Genomic DNA, 19,050 nt, shown 5'->3' on the forward strand with positions numbered 1-19,050 from the left:
GCGCCGTGCCGACACACGCCGGTTCCTGCCGCGATGAGGCCGGTGCGACAGGTTCAATGGAGGCACGCCCGGCAGGCGCAGACCGAGCGTCGCCATGACCGAACGGACCGAACGGAGCAGCGTTGTCGACCACCAGCACTCGGGACGCCCGCCCCTTCGGGCGCCGCGGCTCTCCCGTCCTCCGTCTGAGGATCGGCCTGCTGGTGATCGCGGTGGTGCTGTCGTTCTTCGCTGCCCGCCTGCTGCAGCTCCAGGGCCTGGACCCGAAGTCGTACGCGGACATGGCGACCGCCAAGGACGTGGTCGAGCTGACGCTGCCCGCTGCGCGGGGCGACATCCTCGACCGCAACGGCGTGGCCCTGGCCGGATCGGTCAACGGACGGATGATCATCGCTGACCCGCTCCGCACCGCCGATCGGGCGCCCGAGCTGGCGACCCTGCTGGCCAACGAGCTCGACCTCGACTACTTCCGGACGCTCGAGAAGCTGCGTCGCGACGGCAGTCGCTTCCAGTACATCGCCCGCCGCGTCCCGGCCGCCACCGCTCGTGAGGTGCTCGACAAGGTCAACAAGGCGAAGTTCAAGGGCCTCAGCACCGAGAACGAGCCGATCCGCGACTACCCGGCCGGCGACGTCGCCGCCAACCTCGTGGGTTTCATGGGCACCGACGAGCCCCTCGCGGGCTTCGAGCGCAGCTTCAACGGCCACCTGTCCGGCAAGGACGGGGAGACCCGCTACACCCAGGGCAAGGGCTACCGCGTGCCGTTGGCGGAGAACTCCACGGTGAAGCCGGTCGACGGCCAGGAGCTGCGGACGACGATCGACCGCGACCTGCAGTGGTACACGCAGAAGGTGCTGGCGCAGGCGGTCGAGGACTACCGCGCCAAGTCCGGCGTCGCCGTCGTCATGGACACGCGCACCGGCGAGCTCCTGGCCGTGGCCGACGCACCGACCTTCAACGCCAACAAGCCGCTGGAGAGCGACGAGGAGGACCTCGGGTCGCGCGCCTTCAGCGACGTCTTCGAACCCGGTTCCGTGCAGAAGGTCCTCACCGCTGCCGCGCTCGTCGACGCGGGCAAGGTGACCGCTCGCACCCGGATCAAGGTGCCGCCGCAGCTCCAGCGTCAGGACCGGCCGATCAACGACTGGTTCAGCCACGGCGTGCTGCGCATGACGATGGCCGGGGTGATCGCGCAGTCGTCCAACATCGGGACCGTGCTCGCCGCCGACTCCTTCGGCAAGCGCGCGCTGCACCGCTACCTCTCCGGCTTCGGCCTGGGCCAGCGGACCGACGTGGGGGTGCGCGGCGAGGCCCGCGGCCTGCTGCCGACCCCTGAGCGGATGACGTCGCAGAACAAGGACCGCATCGTCTTCGGCCAGTCGCTCTCGGTCAACGCCGTGCAGATGACGGCGGCCATCAACACGATCGCCAACGGCGGCGAGCGGGTCTCGCCCAGCCTGATCTCCGGCTCCGCCACCACCGACGAGGGCCTCGAGGTCGGCAGTGACCACGCCACCCGCACCCGCGTGGTGAGCCAGAAGGCTGCCCGCGAGACGATGCTGATGATGGAGCGGGTCGTCGACGACGAGGTCGGGGTGGCTCCTCGTGCCCAGGTTCCCGGTTACCGCGTTGCCGGAAAGACGGGCACCGCGCAGCGCGTCAACGAGGAGTGCTCCTGCTACGACGGCTCCTTCTCGCTCTCCTTCGGCGGATTCGCGCCGGCCGACGACCCGCGCTTCACCGTCTACGTCGTCATCCACGCCCCGGGCGTCGACGGCGGAGGTGGCTCCGTGGGTGGCCCTGCCTTCTCCAAGATCATGGCCCGGGCCCTCTCGCACTACGGCGTCCCGCCGACCGGTGGCAAGCCCAACTCGGTCCCGGTGGAGTGGTGAACCGGCCGGGCCACCCCGAGCCGCGCCGCGATAGCCTCTCGAAGATGGTTGCTGAGCAGAAGACGTCCGCGGCCCGCCCGTCGACCCCGCCTCACGCGACGCTCGCTCGAGTGGCGCAGTGGCTGCGCGACCTGGCGGGCGACTCCGCCCACGTGCTCGTCCGGGGTTCCGGTGAGGTGGAGGTCACGGGCCTCACCCTCAGCACCTCCCGCGTCGAGCCCGGTGACCTCTTCGCCGCGCTGCCCGGCCTGCGTACGCACGGGGCGACGTACGCCCCCGAGGCGCTCGCCGCCGGGGCCGTGGCAGTCCTCACCGACCCGGCCGGCGCGGCCCTGCTGCCGCCGGACACCCACGCCGTCGTGGTGGAGGCCCCCCGCCGGTTCCTCGGCGCCCTGGCTGCTCGCCTGCACGGAGACCCCGCCACCTCGATGCGAATGATCGGCGTCACCGGCACCCAGGGCAAGACGACGGTCACGCAGCTGGCCGAGGGTGCGCTGCGCCGCACCGGCACCCCGTCCGCGGTCATCGGCACCGTCGGCACGCGGGTCGCCGGCGAGGACGTGGCGACGGCGCTGACGACGCCGGAGGCACCCGACCTCCAGGCCCTCTTCGCCCGGATGCGCGAGGTCGGCGTGGTCGCCTGCGCGATGGAGGTCTCCAGCCATGCGCTGGTGCTGGGGCGCGTCGACGGCGTGGTCTTCGACGTGGCCACCTTCCTCAACCTCGGCCGGGACCACCTCGACTTCCACGCCGACGTGGAGGAGTACTACACCGCCAAGGCTTCGCTCTTCACGCCCGAGCGCGCCCGTCGTGCCGTCATCAACGTCGACGACGAGCACGGACGCCGACTCGTCGGCGAGACCGAGCTCGAGGTGACCACCTTCTCCGCCCGCGGCGCCGACGCCGACTGGCGGGCCACCGACGTGGTCTGCGGGGCGGACGGCTCCACCTTCCGGCTGCTCGGCCCCGGTGGAGTCGACCTGGCGACCTCGGTCCCTCTTCCCGGTGACTTCAACGTGGCCAACGCGCTCGCGGCGGTGGCCACGTGCGCCGCGGCCGGCTTCGACCCGGCGACCGTGGCCCGGGGGATCGCCGAAGGGCCGGGCGTGCCCGGACGGTTGGAGCGCGTGGACGCGGGGCAGGACTTCTCCGTGGTGGTCGACTACGCGCACAAGCCCGACGCCGTGGAGGCGACGTTGCGCACCCTGCGTCCCCTGACCGACGGACAGCTCATCGTCGTGCTGGGCGCCGGAGGGGACCGCGACCGCGGCAAGCGCCCGCTGATGGGCGAGATCGCTGCCCGGCTGGCCGACGTCTTCGTCGTCACCGACGACAACCCGCGCTCGGAGGACCCTCGCGTCATCCGGGCCGCCGTGCTCGACGGGGTGCACGAGCCTCGTGCCGAGGTGCTGGAGATCGGGGACCGCCGCCGGGCGATCCGCGAGGCCCTGCGCCGCGCGCGACCCGGCGACATCGTGCTGGTCGCGGGCAAGGGCCACGAGTCCGGGCAGGAGGTCGAGGGCGTCGTCACGCCTTTCGACGACCGTGCCGTGGCGCGTGAGGAGCTGGCGCTCCTGTGATCCCGATGACCTTGGCGGAGATCGCCGTCGTCGTGGGCGGGGTGCTCGACGGTGAAGGGGCCGCCGACGTGCTCGTCACCGGACCTGCCTCGATCGACAGCCGTGCCGTGCCCCACGGCGGACTCTTCGTCGCCGTGGTGGGGGAGCGGGTCGACGGCCACGACTACGCGGGCGGAGCCGTGGAGGGCGGGGCGGCAGGTGTCCTCGGCACCCACCCGTGCGGGGTGCCGGCGGTCCTGGTGGCCGACCCCGTCGTCGCGCTCGGTGGGCTGGCGCGGCACGTGCTCGACCAGCTCGACGGCGTGACCGTGCTGGCGATGACCGGGTCGCAGGGCAAGACGGGGACCAAGGACTACCTGGCCGCGCTGCTCGCTCCCGAGGGGCCGACGGTCGCCACAGCGGGCAACAACAACAACGAGCTCGGTGTCCCGCTCACGGTCCTGCGTGCCGACGCCACCACCCGCTACCTCGTCGTGGAGATGGGGGCGCGCGGTGTGGGCCACATTGCCGCACTCTGCGAGATCGCCCCGCCGCAGGTGGCCGCCGTCCTCAACATCGGCACGGCCCACGTCGGGGAGTTCGGCAGCCGGGAGATGATCGCGGTGGCCAAGGGCGAGATCCTCGAGGCGCTCCCTCCCGAGGGCACCGCGGTGCTCAACGCCGGCGACCCGCTCACCTCGGCCATGGGCGTACGCACCCGCGCGACCGTGATGAGCTTCGGCGTCGACGCCGAGCTCGCCGGCGTCGCGTGGCGCGACCTCCGGCTCGATCCCACCGGTCGCGCCAGCTTCGAGCTGGGGCACGACGGGCACTGGGTGCCCGTCCACCTGACGCAGATCGGCGTCCACCAGGTCGAGAACGCCGCCGCTGCGGCCGCCATGGCCCTCGCGGTGGGCGTCAGCCTGGACGACGTCGCGCAGCGCCTGTCGTCGGTCGCCGACGTCTCGCGATGGCGGATGGAGCCGCACGTGCGTGCGGACGGACTGCTCGTGGTCAACGACGCCTACAACGCCAACCCTGAGTCGATGTCGGCCGCGGTGCGCACGCTCGCGCACCTGGGCCGGTCACGCGAGGGCCGCAGCATCGCCGTGCTCGGCGTGATGCGCGAGCTCGGTGCCCGTTCGGAGGAGGGGCACCGACGCGTCGGCCAGGTGGTCGCCGAGTCAGGCGTCGACGTCCTCGTCACGGTCGGACCGGAGGCCGCGGCCGTGGCCGAGGGTGCGAAGGCCGATCCTGCCTGGCGCGGTGAGGCGATCGTCACGGCGAGCCGGGACGAGGCACTGTCCTGGGTGCGGGAGAATGTGACGGCCGCCGACGCGGTACTGGTCAAGGCATCACGCGGTGCGGCTCTCGAGCACATCGTCGAAGGAATCCTGGAAGGAACTGCTGACCGATGAGAGCCATCCTGTTCGCAGGCGGACTCGCCCTCATCCTGTCGCTGCTCGGAACCCGAGTGGCGATCACGATGCTGTCGCGACGCGGATACGGGCAGGAGATCCGCGAGGACGGCCCCACGTCGCACCACACCAAGCGCGGGACGCCGACGATGGGCGGCATCGTCATCATCGGTGCCTCCGTGCTCGCCTACTTCGCGGCGAAGCTCGCCACCGGCACCGTCCCGTCCGCCTCGGCGTGGCTCCTGCTCTTCCTCTTCGTCGGGCTCGGCACGGTGGGCTTCCTCGACGACTTCATCAAGATCGTCAAGCAGCGCAGCCTGGGGCTGCGCAGCAAGGCCAAGATGATCGGCCAGACTGTGGTGGCCGTCGCCTTCGGTGCCCTGGCGCTCTCGCCCATGCTGGAGGACGACCGTGGTCAGACCCCGGCGTCGCACCACATCTCCTTCCTGCGCGACTTCGACCGCTGGGAGGTCCCGACGGTCCTCCTGGTCCTGTTCATCTGGTTCATGGTCACCGGCTTCAGCAACGCGGTGAACCTGACCGACGGTCTGGACGGCCTGGCAGCGGGCGCGACCACGCTGGTCTTCGGCGCGTTCGTCCTGGTCAACGTGTGGCAGTACAACCAGTCCTGCGCCCTCTCACCCTCCGCCTCCTGCTACGAGGTGCGTGACCCGCTCGACCTGGCGGTGGTCTCCGCCGCGATCATGGGGGCGACCTTCGGGTTCTTGTGGTGGAACGCCTCACCGGCCCAGATCTTCATGGGTGACACCGGTTCGCTGGCCCTGGGTGGCGCGCTGGCCGGACTCGCGATCCTGACCCGCACCGAGCTGCTGCTGGTCATCATCGGTGGCCTCTTCGTCATCGAGACGCTCTCGGTGATGCTCCAGGTTGGCTGGTTCAAGGCGACGAAGGGCAAACGCATCTTCCGGATGGCGCCCTTGCACCACCACTTCGAGATGCTCGGCTGGGAGCAGGTGACCGTGGTCATCCGCTTCTGGATCATCGCGGGCTTCTTCGTGGCTGCCGGCATCGGCCTCTTCTACGCCGAATGGGTGGCGGGCATCGGATGAGCGGCCCCGACCTCGACGCCCTGACGAGCAAGGACTCGTGGGCCGGCGTACGTGCCGTCGTCGCGGGATTCAGCGTGGCGGGCTTCGCCTCCACGGACAACCTCACGCACCTGGGGGCCGAGGTCGTCGCGCTCGACGAGCGTCGTGACCCCGAGCTCGAGGAGAAGGCCGAGCTCCTCGGGGTGCTGGGGGCAGACGTACGCCTGGGTGACGGCGTCACCGACCTGCTGCCCCCCGACGTCGACCTGCTGGTGGTCTCGCCGGGATGGCGACCGGACTCCAGCCTCGTCCTCCAGGCCCACGAGCGCGGCATCCGCGTGTGGGGTGAGGTCGAGCTGGCGTGGCGGCTGCGCAACCCCGACCACCAGACGCCCTGGCTCGCGGTGACGGGTGCCCAAGGACGCGGCACGACCGTGTGCATGCTCGACGAGATCCTGCGCGCTGCCGGGCTGCGCTCGGTCGCTGCCGGGGGCGTCGGCCTGTCGCTGGTCGAGGTGGTGATGGACCCTGAGCCCTACGACGTGATCGCCGTCGACATCTCCAGCCAGCAGCTGCACCACACCTACTCGATGCAGGCCGAGTCGGCCGCCGTGCTCGGGATGGGCCCGCAGACCGAGGTGGACTTCCCCGACTGGCACCCCTCCTACGAGGCGTGGCTGGCCGACACGGCCAAGGTGTACCAAGGGGTCGAGAAGGCGTGCGTCTACAACGTGGCCGACGAGCGCACCCGCCGGATGGTCGAGGAGGCCGACGTCGTGGAGGGTGCTCGCGCCATCGGGTTCACCTTCGGGATGCCGTCGGTGGGCATGGTCGGGCTGGTCGAGGAGATCGTCGCCGACCGGGCCTTCATCGCACAGCGTGACACCAGCGCGGCCGAGCTCTTCACCATGGGCGACCTGGCCTCCAACGAGCCTGAGTTCGTCACCTCCGCCCTTGCGGCGGCGACGCTCGCCCGCGCCCACGGCGTCAGCCAGGTCGCGGTCCGTGACGGTCTGCGCGCGTTCCGGCCCGGCCACAGCGGCTGACGCGCACCGGCGCCCGAGGCGTCGGTGAGCGACACGCGGCCCGGGGGTCCGGGGATTGCTGCGCGCGTTGACGAGACTGGAGACCACAGCCGTAACAGGGAACAGAGGAGACGCATGGCCACGGTCACTCAGGAGGGCGACACCTCCCGCGTGGGCGTGCCCGAGTCCCTGGCGGCCCGGGTGCGCGCAGCCCTGGACCACCCGCTGAGCGCGTACTACCTGTTGGTGGGTGCCTCGGCGCTGCTGCTGGTGATCGGGCTGATCATGGTCACGAGCTCGTCCAGCGTCTTCGCCTACCGCACGAGCGGTGACTCCTACTCGATCGTCAAGCGGCAGCTGATGTGGGTCGTGATCGCGCTTCCGCTGGCGTGGGCCGCCACGCGAGTGCCTCTCGCCGTGGTGCGCAAGGTGGCCTGGGCGGGTTTCGCCCTGGCGGTGCTGCTGCTCTCCCTGGTCCGCGTCCCTGGTCTCGGCGTCGAGGTCAACGGCAACACCAACTGGCTCGCGCTGGGGCCGATCACCATGCAGCCCTCCGAGGTCGCCAAGTTCGCGCTGGTCATCTGGGCCGCCCACATGTTCGCGAAGAAGGAGCACCTGCTCCACCGGACGTCCCACCTGCTCATCCCGGTGGCCCCCGGCATCGGGCTGGTCACGGGACTGGTCGTGCTGGGTCACGACCTGGGCACCGCCCTCGTGTTCGGGGGGATCCTGATGGCCCTGCTGTGGGTGGCAGGGCTCGACTGGCGCTACTTCGTCTTCGGCTTCAGCGGGATGGTCGCGCTCGCGTTCCTGGCGGCCTCGACCAGCCTTGAGCGCAAGGAGCGCCTGACCAGCTTCGTCGACCCGCTGCAGAACTACCACGACAACGGGTGGCAGCCCTCCCACGGACTCTTCGCCCTGGCCAGCGGCGGGTGGTTCGGCAACGGCATCGGTGACTCGACGCAGAAGTGGGGCGACCTGCCGGAGGCGCACACGGACTTCATCTTCGCCGTGCTCGGTGAGGAGCTCGGCCTGGTCGGCACGGTGCTGGTGGTGGCACTCTTCGGAGTCATCGCCTTCGCCGGGGTGCGTCTGGCCGTGCAGACCGAGGACCCCTTCGTGCGCTACGCCTCCTTCGGCATCGTGGCCTGGCTGCTGGGCCAGATGATCATCAACGTGGGCATGGTCCTGGCCGTGCTGCCCGTCATCGGCATCCCGCTGCCGCTGATCTCCTACGGCGGCTCGGCGCTGGTGCCCTCGCTCGTCGCGCTGGGCCTGCTCGTCGGGTTCGCCCGCCGTGAGCCCGAGGCGGCGGCCCTGCTCGAAGCGCGTCGGTCGCACACCTCCGGGGTGTCAGCCCCCTCGACGGCGTCCTCGACCTCCTAGGCTGGGGGCACCATGCATGTCCTTCTCGCCGGTGGTGGAACCGCCGGACACACCTCGCCCCTGCTCGCCACTGCGGACGCCCTGAGGCGGCTCGCTCCTGAGACCGTGATCACCTGCCTGGGCACCAGCCAGGGCCTGGAGGCACGGCTCGTCCCCGAGGCCGGCCTGCCACTGGAGCTCGTCCCCAAGGTGCCCCTCCCGCGCAAGCCGGGCAAGGAGCTGCTCCAGGTGCCGGGCAAGCTGCTCGCAGCCCGACGCGCTGCGCTCGAGGTGGTCGACCGGGTCCGGCCCGACGTCGTGGTGGGCTTCGGCGGCTACGTCTCGGTGCCCGCCTACCTGGCTGCCCGCAGCCGCAAGCTGCCGATCGTGGTCCACGAGGGCAACGCGCTGGCCGGCATCGCCAACAAGCTCGGTGCCCGGCTGACCACCCATGTGGCGACCTCGTTCCCGAGCACGAAGATCCCGCACGGCACCTACCTGGGACTCCCGGTCCGGCGGATGATCTCCACCCTCGACCGCGCAGCGCTGCGTGCCGAGGCCCGCGCGACCTTCGGCCTCGACCCGGACCGCCCGACGCTGCTGGTCACCGGCGGCTCCCAGGGAGCGGCCCGGATCAACGCCGCGGTCGCCGCTGCGGCTGACGCCCTCGCCCTTGCCGGCGTCCAGGTTCTCCACGTGGTCGGCCCGCGACAGACCCTCGCCGCGCCCATCACCGGCGTGCCCTACGTCGTCCTCAACTACGTCGACCGCATGGACCTCGCGTACGCGGCGGCGGACGCCGTGCTGTGCCGCGCTGGTTCCAACACCGTCACCGAGGTCTCCGGCGTCGGCCTGCCCGCGATCTACGTGCCGCTGCCCTTCGGCAATGGCGAGCAGGCGCTCAACGCCCGTCCCGTGGTGGACGCGGGGGGTGGCCTGCTCGTGGCCGACGGCGACCTCACGCCCGAGTGGGTGCGCGCTGAGGTGCCCCGCCTGCTGACCGACCCGGGGCGTCTGGCCCGGATGGGCGCAGCCGCCTCCGACGTCATCCCCCTCGACGCCGACGAGAAGCTGGCACGCATGATCCTGGAGGTCGCGCGATGAAGGTCCCCGTCCCCGACGAGATCCTCCCGGCCGAGCAGCTCGGCCGTGTCCACTTCGTCGGCATCGGTGGGGCAGGGCTCTCCGCCATCGCGCGCATCATGCTCGAGCGTGGAGTCACCGTCTCCGGCAGCGACGGCACCGATTCACCCACGCTCGCCGCGCTGCGCGAGATGGGTGCCGACGTGCACGTGGGTCACGCAGCCACGCACGTGGCGGGCGCCGACACCGTGATCGTCTCCACCGCCGTGCGTGAGGACAACCCCGAGGTCGTGGCCGCCCTCGCGGCAGGGGTGCGACTCTGGCCCCGCTCGGCCGGACTGGCCTCGGTGATGGTCGGCAAGCGCACCGTCGCCGTGGCCGGCACCCACGGCAAGACGACCACCACGTCGCTGCTCACCTCGGCGCTCCAGGCCGCGGGCGCCGACCCGACGTACGCGGTTGGCGGCGACTTCGCCGCCACCGGCACCAACGCCCACGACGGCAGTGGTGACCTCTTCGTCGCCGAGGCGGACGAGTCCGACGGCGCCTTCCTGGTCTACCGCCCCTTCGGCGCCGTGGTGACCAACGTGGAGGCCGACCACCTCGACCACTTCGGCACCGAGGAGGCCTACCGGGCCGCCTTCGACTTCTTCCTGACCCGCATCGAGGACGGCGGCTTCCTGGTCGTCGTGGTCGACGACCCGGGCGCCGCAGCACTCGCCGGGGCCGCCGAGTCCCGCGGGATCGCGGTCCTGCGCGTGGGTGAGTCGGACCGGGCCGACCTGCGTCTGACCGACCTCGAGTTCGTGGGCAACCGGTCGTCGGCGAGCGTCACCGTCTCCGGCCCGTTGGCCCACCTGGCAGGGGCTGGCGGTGCGTTGGGGCGCCTCGAGCTGCAGATCCCCGGTCGCCACTACCTGCTCGACGCTGCCGCGGCGTTGGCAGCCGGCCTGCAGGTGGGCCACGACTTCGTCGACCTCGCGCGCGGGCTCGCGGGCTTCACCGGCACCCGGCGTCGGATGGAACGCAAGGGCGAGGCAGCCGGCGTGCGGGTCTACGACTCCTACGCCCACCACCCCGTCGAGATCGCGGGCGACCTCCAGGCCGCCCGTGCGCTGGCGGGGGAGGGGCGAGTGGTGGTGGCGTTCCAGCCGCACCTCGTCTCGCGGACACGGATCTTCGGGGCCGAGATGGGCCGCGCCCTGGAGGCAGCCGACGAGGTGGTCGTGCTCGACGTCCACCTGGCGCGCGAGGACGCCGATCCGGAAGTCACCGGCGCCCTGGTCGCCGACGCCTGCGGGCTCGGCGAGGACCGGGTGGCCTACGTCCCCGACTTCGACGCCGTGCCGGACGAGCTCGTACGCCGTGCGCGTCCCGGCGACCTGGTGCTCACCCTGGGGGCCGGCACCGTGACCCAGCTGGGTCCGCGCGTGCTCGACCTGCTGGGTGGGGCCTGAGTCGACGATGGACCCCCGATGAGATCAGGGACGAAGGAACGGACCGCCGCGCAGGCCGAGGCCGCCGAGGCGCGTGCCGAGGAGCGGATGCGTCGGCGCTTCGCGCGCCGCCAGTGGGCGCGGCGCTGGGGCGTGTGGCGTCCTCTGCTTGCCCTGCTCGCCTTCGTGGTGGTGGTTGCGGCCGGCGTGTGGCTGGTCTGGTTCTCCGACGTCCTGGCGGTCGAGAAGGTGTCGGTCTCGGGCACCGACCACCTCAGCGCCTCCGAGGTCCGGGCGGCGGCGGACGTACCGATGGGTCGTCCGCTGGCACGGCTGGACCTGGCCGGGGCCGAGCGTCGTGTCGAGAGCCTGGCGGCGGTCGAGGCAGTCCGCGTCGAGCGTGTCTGGCCGCGCGGGGTCCGCGTGGTGGTGACCGAGCGCAGCGCCGTCGCGGTCGTCGAGATCGGAGGTCGGGTCCGCGGGATGGACGCCGAGGGGGTGGTCTTCCGCGACTACGCGAAGGTTCCCAAGAACCTGCCCCGCGTCCGGGTGGTCGGTTCCGTCGACCGCGAGGCCCTGGAGGAGGCGGCCACCGTCCTGTCGGCCATGCCTGACGACCTCGCCAGGATCGTTCGTCGCGTCGACGTGCAGACGATCGACCACATCTCGTTGGTGCTGCGGGGGGACCGCACGGTGCTGTGGGGGAGCGGGGAGTTCTCCGAGGACAAGGCCGCGGTGCTCGCCGCGCTGCTCAAGGCGCAGAAGGCGACCTCGTACGACGTCAGCGTCCCGGGTCAGCCCGTCGTCCAGTAGGGCCGGGGACGCAGGTTTTTTTCTTTCTGACCACGCGCGGCGTGTCCTGACTGATGTGGGTGGCAGTCGCTGCCTACTGTTTTGCTCAGCACGAGGTTGACATAACTATAACCCTCAGGCTCACGGTTAGGGTTCCGCGAGATGAGGCTGTCAGCCCCTGACCGACTTCCGAAGCACTAGAGACACCTGGACCCCGGGGCAGGACCGGATCCAAACAGAAGGGCGTGGACCGTGGCAGCAGCCCAGAACTACCTGGCGATCATCAAGGTCGTTGGCATCGGAGGAGGCGGCGTCAACGCCGTCAACCGCATGATCGAGGTCGGCCTCAAGGGCGTCGAGTTCATCGCGATCAACACCGACGCGCAGGCGTTGCTGATGAGCGACGCCGACGTCAAGCTCGACATCGGCCGTGAGCTCACCCGTGGCCTGGGCGCCGGAGCGCAGCCCGAGGTCGGCGCCAAGGCCGCCGAGGACCACGCGGACGAGATCGAAGAGGTGCTCAAGGGTGCCGACATGGTCTTCGTCACCGCTGGTGAGGGTGGTGGCACCGGGACCGGTGGCGCGCCCGTCGTGGCGCGCATCGCCCGCTCGCTGGGCGCCCTGACGATCGGTGTGGTCACCCGCCCCTTCGCCTTCGAGGGTCGTCGTCGTGCCGGTTCCGCGGAGGAGGGCATCAGCCGCCTGCGTGAAGAGGTCGACACCCTCATCGTCATCCCGAACGACCGCCTGCTCTCGATCAGCGACCGCAACGTCTCGATCCTGGACGCCTTCAAGCAGGCCGACCAGGTCCTCCTGCAGGGTGTCTCGGGCATCACCGACCTGATCACCACTCCCGGCCTGATCAACCTCGACTTCGCGGACGTCAAGTCGGTCATGGCGAACGCCGGTTCGGCCCTGATGGGCATCGGTTCCGCCCGGGGCGAGGACCGCGCCGTCGCAGCCGCCGAGATGGCCGTCTCCAGCCCGCTGCTCGAGGCCTCCATCGAGGGTGCCCACGGCGTCCTGCTCTCCATCGCCGGTGGTTCGGACCTCGGTCTCTTCGAGATCAACGAGGCAGCAGCCCTGGTCTCGGAGGCGGCCGACCTGGACGCCAACATCATCTTCGGTGCCACCATCGACGACGCCCTCGGTGACGAGGTGCGCGTGACGGTCATCGCCGCCGGCTTCGACGGTGGCATGCCGAAGCGCCGCGAGAACGTCTCGGGCCTCAACCGTCCGGTGCAGTCGCAGGCCGACACCCGCCGGGCTGCGCAGCAGATCGCCCAGGGTGGCGACCAGAACGGCCACAACGGCCGTGGCGGTCAGGACAACCACCAGGGAGGTCAGGGCGGCCAGGGCAACCCTGCGCCCGCCTCGCGACCCGCGGCTCCGGCCCAGCCGGCGCCGGTCGGTCAGGCCGCTCCGCAGGCAGAGCGTCCCCGGGTCCAGCGGAAGGTCGAGTTCGACGACGACGAGCTGGACGTCCCCGACTTCCTGAAGTGAGTGGCGCCATGTTCTCCGCACGGAGGACGTGGTCGGTGCAGTCGACCTCGACGACGGTGGAGGTCGCCTTCACCGACGCGTCCGTCGACTTCGCCGAAGGGCCTGGGCGCGACCCGCGTCGGCTCGCGGACTCGCTCGCCCTGGTCTCCGCCGAGATCGGCGTCCCCGTGGCCCGGATGCACCAGGTCCACGGCCGTGACGTCGCCGTCGTCTCCGACGCCGACGACGTTCCCACGGCCGACGTCCTCGTCACCGCGACCCCGGGCCTGGCCCTGATGACCAGGGCTGCCGACTGCGTGCCCGTGCTCCTCGCCGCGCCCGCGACCGGTCGGGTGGCGGCGGTGCACGCGGGGCGTGAAGGCGTCGTACGCGGTGCCGTGACTGCGGCGGTCGAGGCTCTTCGCAACGCCGAGGCGCCGGGGGAGACGGTCCACGCCTGGATCGGCCCCCACGTCTGCGGACGGTGCTACGAGGTGCCCGAGGAGATGCAGGACGCCGTCGCCGAGGTGGTGCCCGCGACGCGGTCGGAGAGCTCATGGGGCACGACCGCCCTCGACCTCGGGGCGGGCGTGCGCGCTCAGCTCGACGCCCTCGGGGTGGCCCACGAGACCGTGGGTGGCTGCACGTACGAGGACGACTCGCTGTGGTCGCACCGCCGTGGCGGTGCCGCCGCCGGTCGTCTCGCCGGACTCGTCTGGATCGCACCATGACGGCCCGGGTCGACGAGCTGCGCGCGGGCCTGGAGGCGGTGCGTGAGCGCATGGACCGCGCCTGCGAGGCTGCGGGGCGGGCGCGCGACGAGGTCAACCTCGTCGTCGTCACCAAGTACTTCCCGGCCAGCGACGTGCGACTGCTGGCTGACCTCGGCGTCACCGACGTCGGGGAGAACAGGCACCAGGAGGCTGAGCAGAAGGCGCAGGAGTGTGCCGACCTGGACCTCCGCTGGCACTTCATCGGCGGCCTCCAGAGCAACAAGGCGGCCGCGGTGGCGGCGTACGCCCACGTCGTCGAGTCGGTCGACCGACCCAAGCTGGTCGCGCCCCTGTCGCGCGGCGCGGCAGGGCGCCCGGAACCGGTGGACGTGCTCCTCCAGGTGAGCCTCGACCCTCCTGGTGCCAGCCACCGTGCCGGCGCCGACCCGGGTGCCCTGCCGGCGTTGTCCGACGCCGTCGCGGCTGCCGACCACCTCCGGCTCGCCGGACTGATGGCGGTGGCGCCGTTGGGGGAGGACCCCGCAGTCGCCTTCGCCCGGCTGGCGGAGGTCAGGAGGAGCGTGCTCTCCGACCACCCGGAAGCCACCGTGCTCTCCGCGGGGATGAGTGGTGACCTCGAGCAGGCGATCGCCCACGGCGCGACACACGTACGCGTCGGCTCGGCGATCCTCGGTCCGAGGCCAGTGATCTTGTAATGTCAAAATTCAGTGGCGTGCCCATGACGGGCACCACGATGTACCGGAGGAATGGCTCATGAGCGGCGCGATGCGCAGGATCGGCGAGTACCTCGGCCTGCTCGAGGACACCGGTCGGTACGACGACTACGCGGACGACGGTGCCGCAGACACCGAGACCACGATGGCTGGCCCGGTCACCGACCGTCGCCCCGCCCCGGTCTCCGACCTGGCCGAGCGCCGCCGCCCGGCGCCGGTCCCGACCCCGACGACGGTGACTGAATTGAGCAGGATCACGACCCTCCACCCGCGCACCTACAACGAGGCTCGCACCGTCGGTGAGAACTTCCGCGAGGGCGTCCCGGTGATCATGAACCTGTCCGACATGGACGACGCCGACGCCAAGCGCCTGGTCGACTTCGCCGCCGGCCTGGTCTTCGCGACCCGCGGCAGCATCGAGCGGATCACCAACAAGGTCTTCCTGCTCTCCCCGCCCAACGTGACCGTGTCGACCGAGGAGAAGGAGCGCCTCGTCGAGGGCGGCTTCTTCAACCAGAGCTGAGTAATGACTGCTGTCGGATCGGTCCTCTATGCGATCGTCTGGGTCTTCCTGATCCTGCTCATCATCCGCCTCGTGGTGGACTGGGTGCAGGTCTTCGCCCGCCAGTGGGTGCCCACCGGGGTGCTCCTGGTGGTGCTCGAGGGCGTCTACACGGCGACGGACCCGCCGATCAAGCTCGTACGCCGCTGGGTGCCCGTCGTGCGCATCGGTCCGGTGGGCCTCGACCTGAGCTTCATGCTCGTGTTCATCGCCTGCTGGCTGCTGCTCATCGTCATCAGCGGCGTCTTCGCCCTGTGATCTCCTTCTCCCTCGGGAGAAGGAATCGCGCCTGAGCCGTCCATCTGGACGCACCAGCCACACGGGTGCTTCACCATGCGCCGAGTTCTGGCGCTATTGTTCCCACAGTCAGAACCAAAAGTTTGTCGATGAAGAGATTGGGTGAGGTCATGCCGCTGACGCCTGAGGACGTGAGCAACAAGCGCTTTACCCCTGTCCGGCTCCGCGAGGGCTATGACATGGGTGAAGTCGACCAGTTCTTGGACGAGGTCGAGGCGGAGCTCGCTCGGTTGACCAAGGAGAACGACGATCTGCGCGCCAAGCTGGCCGCTGCGCAGAACGCGGCCACCGCCGCCCCGTCGCCGTACGCGATCAAGGAGCCGGAGCCCGAGCGCGTGGCTCCCCAGCCCGTCTACACGCCGGAGCCGGCGCCCGTGGTCGCGGCCCAGCCGCCTGCGCCGGAGACCCTGCGGGTCGAGACCGTCGCCGAGGCGTCCAACGCCGCGGCTCGCCTGCTCGAGATCGCCACGCGCAACGCCGACGAGCTCGTCGACAGCGCCAAGAACGAGGCCGACCGCATCGTCGGCGAGGCTCGCACCAAGGCCGAACGCCTGGAGTCGGAGTCGAAGGGCAAGGCCGACCGCCTCGAGGCCGAGGCTCGTCAGCGTGCCCAGATGCTCGACTCCGAGACCGCTGAGCGTCGTACGCAGATGTTCGGTGCCCTGGAGACCGAGCGCGACAAGCTCAACGGCGAGGTCGAGACCCTGCGGTCGTTCGAGCGTGAGTACCGCTCGCGCCTGAAGACCTACTTCTCCCAGCAGCTGGAGGCCCTCGAGGGCACCGGCAGCCTGGAGAACCCCACCTCGGGTGATGCGCCGGCGCCGAAGCGCCTGCGTTCGATCCTGGGCGACGACGAGGGCTGAGGCTCACACAGGTTCTGCACCCAGCGGCCGGCGCCCCAACGGGCTCCGGCCGCTGAGTCGTACCCGGATGCGGAACGACTCCCGGAACGGCCGGACGTCGCGTCGTCGGCGTTGCGTGGTCGGGACCATTGAGTCAGGGCCCCGGACGCACTAACGTCCATCGCAGCCTGTGTGGTCGTTGCCACACGCGGATCGTCTCCAAGGGGGAGTCACACGATGGTCCCAAGCACCCGCAAGAGCGTCACCACGAAGAAGGTCCCCACCTCGGAGTTCGCCGCGGCCCTCGCGGTGAAGGAGGGGGAGGCCCGATGGAGCTCGAAGGAGCTCCACGAGGTCCTCGTCGACCTCCATGACCATCGTCAGCGACTCGTCAAGATGATGGACCTGCAGGAACGCGAGCTCACCGGCCTCATGAAGGACGCCGGAGACGGCGCCGGTCACGACCAGGCCGACGTGGGGGCGACCAGCTTCGAGCGGGACCAGGAGCTGACCCTGATGAACGGCGAGCGCGAGATGCTGGCGCAGATCGACCGCGCGTTGTCGCGCATCGACGCGGGCACGTACGGCGTCTGCGAGTCGTGCGGGGATGCCATCGGCAAGATGAGGGTCATGGCGTTCCCCCGTGCCACACTGTGCCTGTCATGCAAGCAGCGCGAGGAGCGTCGCTGAGCCCCAGCGACCACACGACGGGTTTCTCCGTCCCCCACTGGTCCCTGTTCGCCGTCACCGCCCTCGTGGGATACCTGGTCGACCAGGTCACCAAGGCGTGGGCGTTGTCGGCCCTGGATGACCGGATCATCGACGTCATCGGCAACTGGTTCACCCTGCGGCTGGTCTTCAACCCGGGGGCGGCCTTCAGCACCGGCGCCGAGTTCACGATCGTCTTCACCTGCCTGGCGGCGGTGGCAGCCGTCACGGTGCTCTACCTCTCACGCCGCTTGGCGAGCAAGGTCTGGGCCCTGGGCCTGGGCGCGCTGCTGGCGGGAGTCTGCGGCAACCTGACCGACCGGGTCTTCCGCGAGCCGGAGCCCTTCCACGGCCACGTGATCGACTTCCTGAGCTTCGGCGACTTCCCGGTCTTCAACGTCGCCGACGTGCTGATCAACGTCGCCGCCGCCGTGATCATCCTGCAGAGCCTGCGGGGCGTGGCGCTCGACGGCACCCGCGACACCCATGACGCCGAGGCCGAGGGTGTCGATTTGAACGAGGAGAACCGATGAACGCCGACCACCGCACCGTGCTGATCCCCGAGGGGCTCGCGGGCGAGCGCGTCGACGCCGCCATGGCGCGGATGTTCGGCCTCTCGCGCACCCGCTCGGCCGACCTGATCGCTGCCGGCCACGTCCACCTCGACGGCGTCCTGGTGGCCAAGAGCGAACGGGTGCACCCAGGCGAGATGCTCGAGGTGGTCATCCCCGTCGAGACGGATCCGCTCGAGGTCGTGCCCGAGCTCGTCGAGGCCATCAAGATCATTCACGACGACGACGCCATCGTGGTGGTCGACAAGCCCGTGGGCGTCGCCGTGCACCCGAGCCCGGGCTGGTCGGGACCGACCGTGGTGGGCCACCTCGCCGGCGCGGGCTTCCGGATCTCCACCTCCGGCGCCTCCGAGCGGCAGGGGATCGTCCAGCGTCTCGACGTCGGCACGTCGGGCGTGATGGTCATCTGCAAGTCCGAGCGGGCCTACTCCGTGCTCAAGAACGCGTTCCGCCACCGCACGGTGGACAAGACGTACCACGCCCTGGTCCAGGGCCACCCGGACCCGCTCCAGGGCACCGTCGACGCCCCGATCGGTCGCCACCCCAAGTTCGACTACAAGTTCGCCGTGATGGCCGACGGCCGTCAGAGCGTCACGCACTACGAGACGCTCGAGGCGCACCGCTTCGCCAGCCTCCTCGAGATCCACCTCGAGACCGGTCGTACGCACCAGATCCGGGTGCACATGTCCGCCCTGAAGCACCCCTGCGTGGGCGACATCACCTACGGGGCCGACCCCACCCTGGCCCGCCGGGTCGGGCTGGAGCGCCAGTGGCTGCACGCGGTGAAGCTCGGCTTCGAGCACCCCGAGTCCGGCGAGTACGTGGAGTACGAGTCGAGCTATCCCGACGACCTCGCGCACGCGCTCGACGTCATCCGTGACGAGCGCTGAGCCGCACCCTCGTACTGACGGGGTCGTCCTCCGTCCGGCGACCCCGGACGACCTTGCGGCGATGGTCGAGGTGCACGTGCGCGCCCGGGCCGCTGCACCCATGCCACCCGCGCCGGCGCGCGACGTCGTGGCCGCACGGCTCGCCGCCGGCTGGGAGGACGACGACTTCTGGGTCGCGCAGGCGTGCCTCGGCGGTCGTCCGGCGCAGGTCGTCGGGTACGTCCGCTTCGTGCGGCCCGACGACCACCGGGTCGGCTGGCTCGACGACCTCTACGTCCTGCCCGAGGCCTCCGGGGCAGGGGTCGGCACCGCGTTGCTCGACGTGGTCAAGGCCCACCTGGGTGACGGGTTCGGGCTGTGGGCATTCACCTCCAACCGGCCGGCCCGGCGCTTCTACGCGGCGCAGGGGCTGGTCGAGGTCGAGGCGCTGACGGCCGAGGAGTCGCCCACCGGTCAGGCCGAGGTCCGCCTGGCATGGCCACCGAATCGGGGCGGCTGACTCGGCAGGGCCCTGTCGACTCCCCGCTGTCGGTTCCCTCGCCTAGTCTTGGACCTCCGAGGTCCGCCGGTGCGCGGGGCTCGACCCTCGTACAACTCGACCTCGTCGCCCACTCGGCGTGGTCACCCTCGG

At 70.9% G+C, this 19,050-nt stretch carries 19 protein-coding genes; all 19 read left to right on the forward strand.

Features of this window, described 5'->3' with window-relative positions:
* The first annotated feature begins 122 nt into the window (after positions 1-122).
* The 19 genes from FCL41_RS06265 (at position 123) to FCL41_RS06355 (ending at position 18,918) form a co-directional block, all read left to right on the forward strand.
* Entirely contained in the window at positions 123-1,892 is a 1,770-nt protein-coding gene (locus FCL41_RS06265) for a peptidoglycan D,D-transpeptidase FtsI family protein (RefSeq protein ID WP_239021811.1), read from the forward strand.
* A gap of 44 nt (positions 1,893-1,936) precedes the next feature.
* Entirely contained in the window at positions 1,937-3,472 is a 1,536-nt protein-coding gene (locus FCL41_RS06270; protein WP_137066668.1) for a UDP-N-acetylmuramoyl-L-alanyl-D-glutamate--2,6-diaminopimelate ligase, read from the forward strand.
* Between the two features lie 5 nt (positions 3,473-3,477).
* Positions 3,478-4,869, forward strand: a complete 1,392-nt coding sequence (locus FCL41_RS06275; protein ID WP_239021855.1) for a UDP-N-acetylmuramoyl-tripeptide--D-alanyl-D-alanine ligase — start codon at positions 3,478-3,480, stop codon at positions 4,867-4,869.
* Complete coding sequence (gene mraY, locus FCL41_RS06280) at positions 4,866-5,939, forward strand: phospho-N-acetylmuramoyl-pentapeptide-transferase (protein ID WP_137066670.1); 1,074 nt, start codon at positions 4,866-4,868, stop codon at positions 5,937-5,939. Before FCL41_RS06275 ends, mraY begins: the two co-directional genes overlap by 4 nt.
* Entirely contained in the window at positions 5,936-6,964 is a 1,029-nt protein-coding gene (locus FCL41_RS06285) for a Mur ligase family protein (protein WP_137066671.1), read from the forward strand. Before mraY ends, FCL41_RS06285 begins: the two co-directional genes overlap by 4 nt.
* 114 nt (positions 6,965-7,078) lie before the next feature.
* Entirely contained in the window at positions 7,079-8,329 is a 1,251-nt protein-coding gene (gene ftsW / locus FCL41_RS06290; protein ID WP_137066672.1) for a putative lipid II flippase FtsW, read from the forward strand.
* 12 nt (positions 8,330-8,341) lie between these two features.
* Positions 8,342-9,412, forward strand: a complete 1,071-nt coding sequence (gene murG, locus FCL41_RS06295; protein ID WP_137066673.1) for an undecaprenyldiphospho-muramoylpentapeptide beta-N-acetylglucosaminyltransferase — start codon at positions 8,342-8,344, stop codon at positions 9,410-9,412.
* Entirely contained in the window at positions 9,409-10,848 is a 1,440-nt protein-coding gene (murC, locus tag FCL41_RS06300) for a UDP-N-acetylmuramate--L-alanine ligase (protein WP_137066674.1), read from the forward strand. The genes murG and murC overlap by 4 nt, the downstream gene beginning before the upstream one ends.
* Positions 10,849-10,866: 18 nt before the next feature.
* Complete coding sequence (locus FCL41_RS06305) at positions 10,867-11,640, forward strand: cell division protein FtsQ/DivIB (protein WP_137066675.1); 774 nt, start codon at positions 10,867-10,869, stop codon at positions 11,638-11,640.
* A gap of 231 nt (positions 11,641-11,871) precedes the next feature.
* Positions 11,872-13,122, forward strand: a complete 1,251-nt coding sequence (gene ftsZ / locus FCL41_RS06310; protein ID WP_137066676.1) for a cell division protein FtsZ — start codon at positions 11,872-11,874, stop codon at positions 13,120-13,122.
* Positions 13,123-13,130: 8 nt separating this feature from the next.
* A complete protein-coding gene (locus FCL41_RS06315) occupies positions 13,131-13,832 on the forward strand; it encodes a purine nucleoside phosphorylase YfiH/LACC1 family protein (RefSeq protein ID WP_137066677.1) in 702 nt (233 codons plus the stop codon).
* The gene (locus FCL41_RS06320; protein WP_137066678.1) at positions 13,829-14,530 is read left to right on the forward strand and encodes a YggS family pyridoxal phosphate-dependent enzyme; all 702 of its coding nucleotides are present in this window, start codon (positions 13,829-13,831) and stop codon (positions 14,528-14,530) included. The genes FCL41_RS06315 and FCL41_RS06320 overlap by 4 nt, the downstream gene beginning before the upstream one ends.
* Positions 14,531-14,588: 58 nt before the next feature.
* On the forward strand, positions 14,589-15,071 hold the full coding sequence (locus FCL41_RS06325; RefSeq protein ID WP_137066679.1) for a cell division protein SepF: 483 nt from the start codon (positions 14,589-14,591) through the stop codon (positions 15,069-15,071).
* Positions 15,072-15,074: 3 nt separating this feature from the next.
* Positions 15,075-15,368, forward strand: coding sequence for a YggT family protein (locus tag FCL41_RS06330; protein WP_137066680.1), 294 nt, complete (start codon positions 15,075-15,077; stop codon positions 15,366-15,368).
* Between the two features lie 128 nt (positions 15,369-15,496).
* On the forward strand, positions 15,497-16,270 hold the full coding sequence (locus tag FCL41_RS06335) for a DivIVA domain-containing protein (RefSeq protein WP_239021812.1): 774 nt from the start codon (positions 15,497-15,499) through the stop codon (positions 16,268-16,270).
* 216 nt (positions 16,271-16,486) lie between these two features.
* Positions 16,487-16,939 (forward strand): TraR/DksA family transcriptional regulator, encoded by a 453-nt coding sequence (locus FCL41_RS06340; protein ID WP_137066681.1) that lies wholly within the window; start codon positions 16,487-16,489, stop codon positions 16,937-16,939.
* On the forward strand, positions 16,912-17,490 hold the full coding sequence (locus FCL41_RS06345; RefSeq protein WP_137066682.1) for a signal peptidase II: 579 nt from the start codon (positions 16,912-16,914) through the stop codon (positions 17,488-17,490). The genes FCL41_RS06340 and FCL41_RS06345 overlap by 28 nt, the downstream gene beginning before the upstream one ends.
* Positions 17,487-18,419 (forward strand): RluA family pseudouridine synthase, encoded by a 933-nt coding sequence (locus FCL41_RS06350; protein WP_137066683.1) that lies wholly within the window; start codon positions 17,487-17,489, stop codon positions 18,417-18,419. The genes FCL41_RS06345 and FCL41_RS06350 overlap by 4 nt, the downstream gene beginning before the upstream one ends.
* A 61-nt stretch (positions 18,420-18,480) precedes the next feature.
* Entirely contained in the window at positions 18,481-18,918 is a 438-nt protein-coding gene (locus FCL41_RS06355) for a GNAT family N-acetyltransferase (RefSeq protein WP_137066684.1), read from the forward strand.
* The last annotated feature ends 132 nt before the right edge of the window (positions 18,919-19,050 follow it).

Origin of the sequence: Nocardioides jishulii (assembly GCF_006007965.1) — a bacterium.
Lineage (GTDB): Bacteria > Actinomycetota > Actinomycetes > Propionibacteriales > Nocardioidaceae > Nocardioides > Nocardioides jishulii.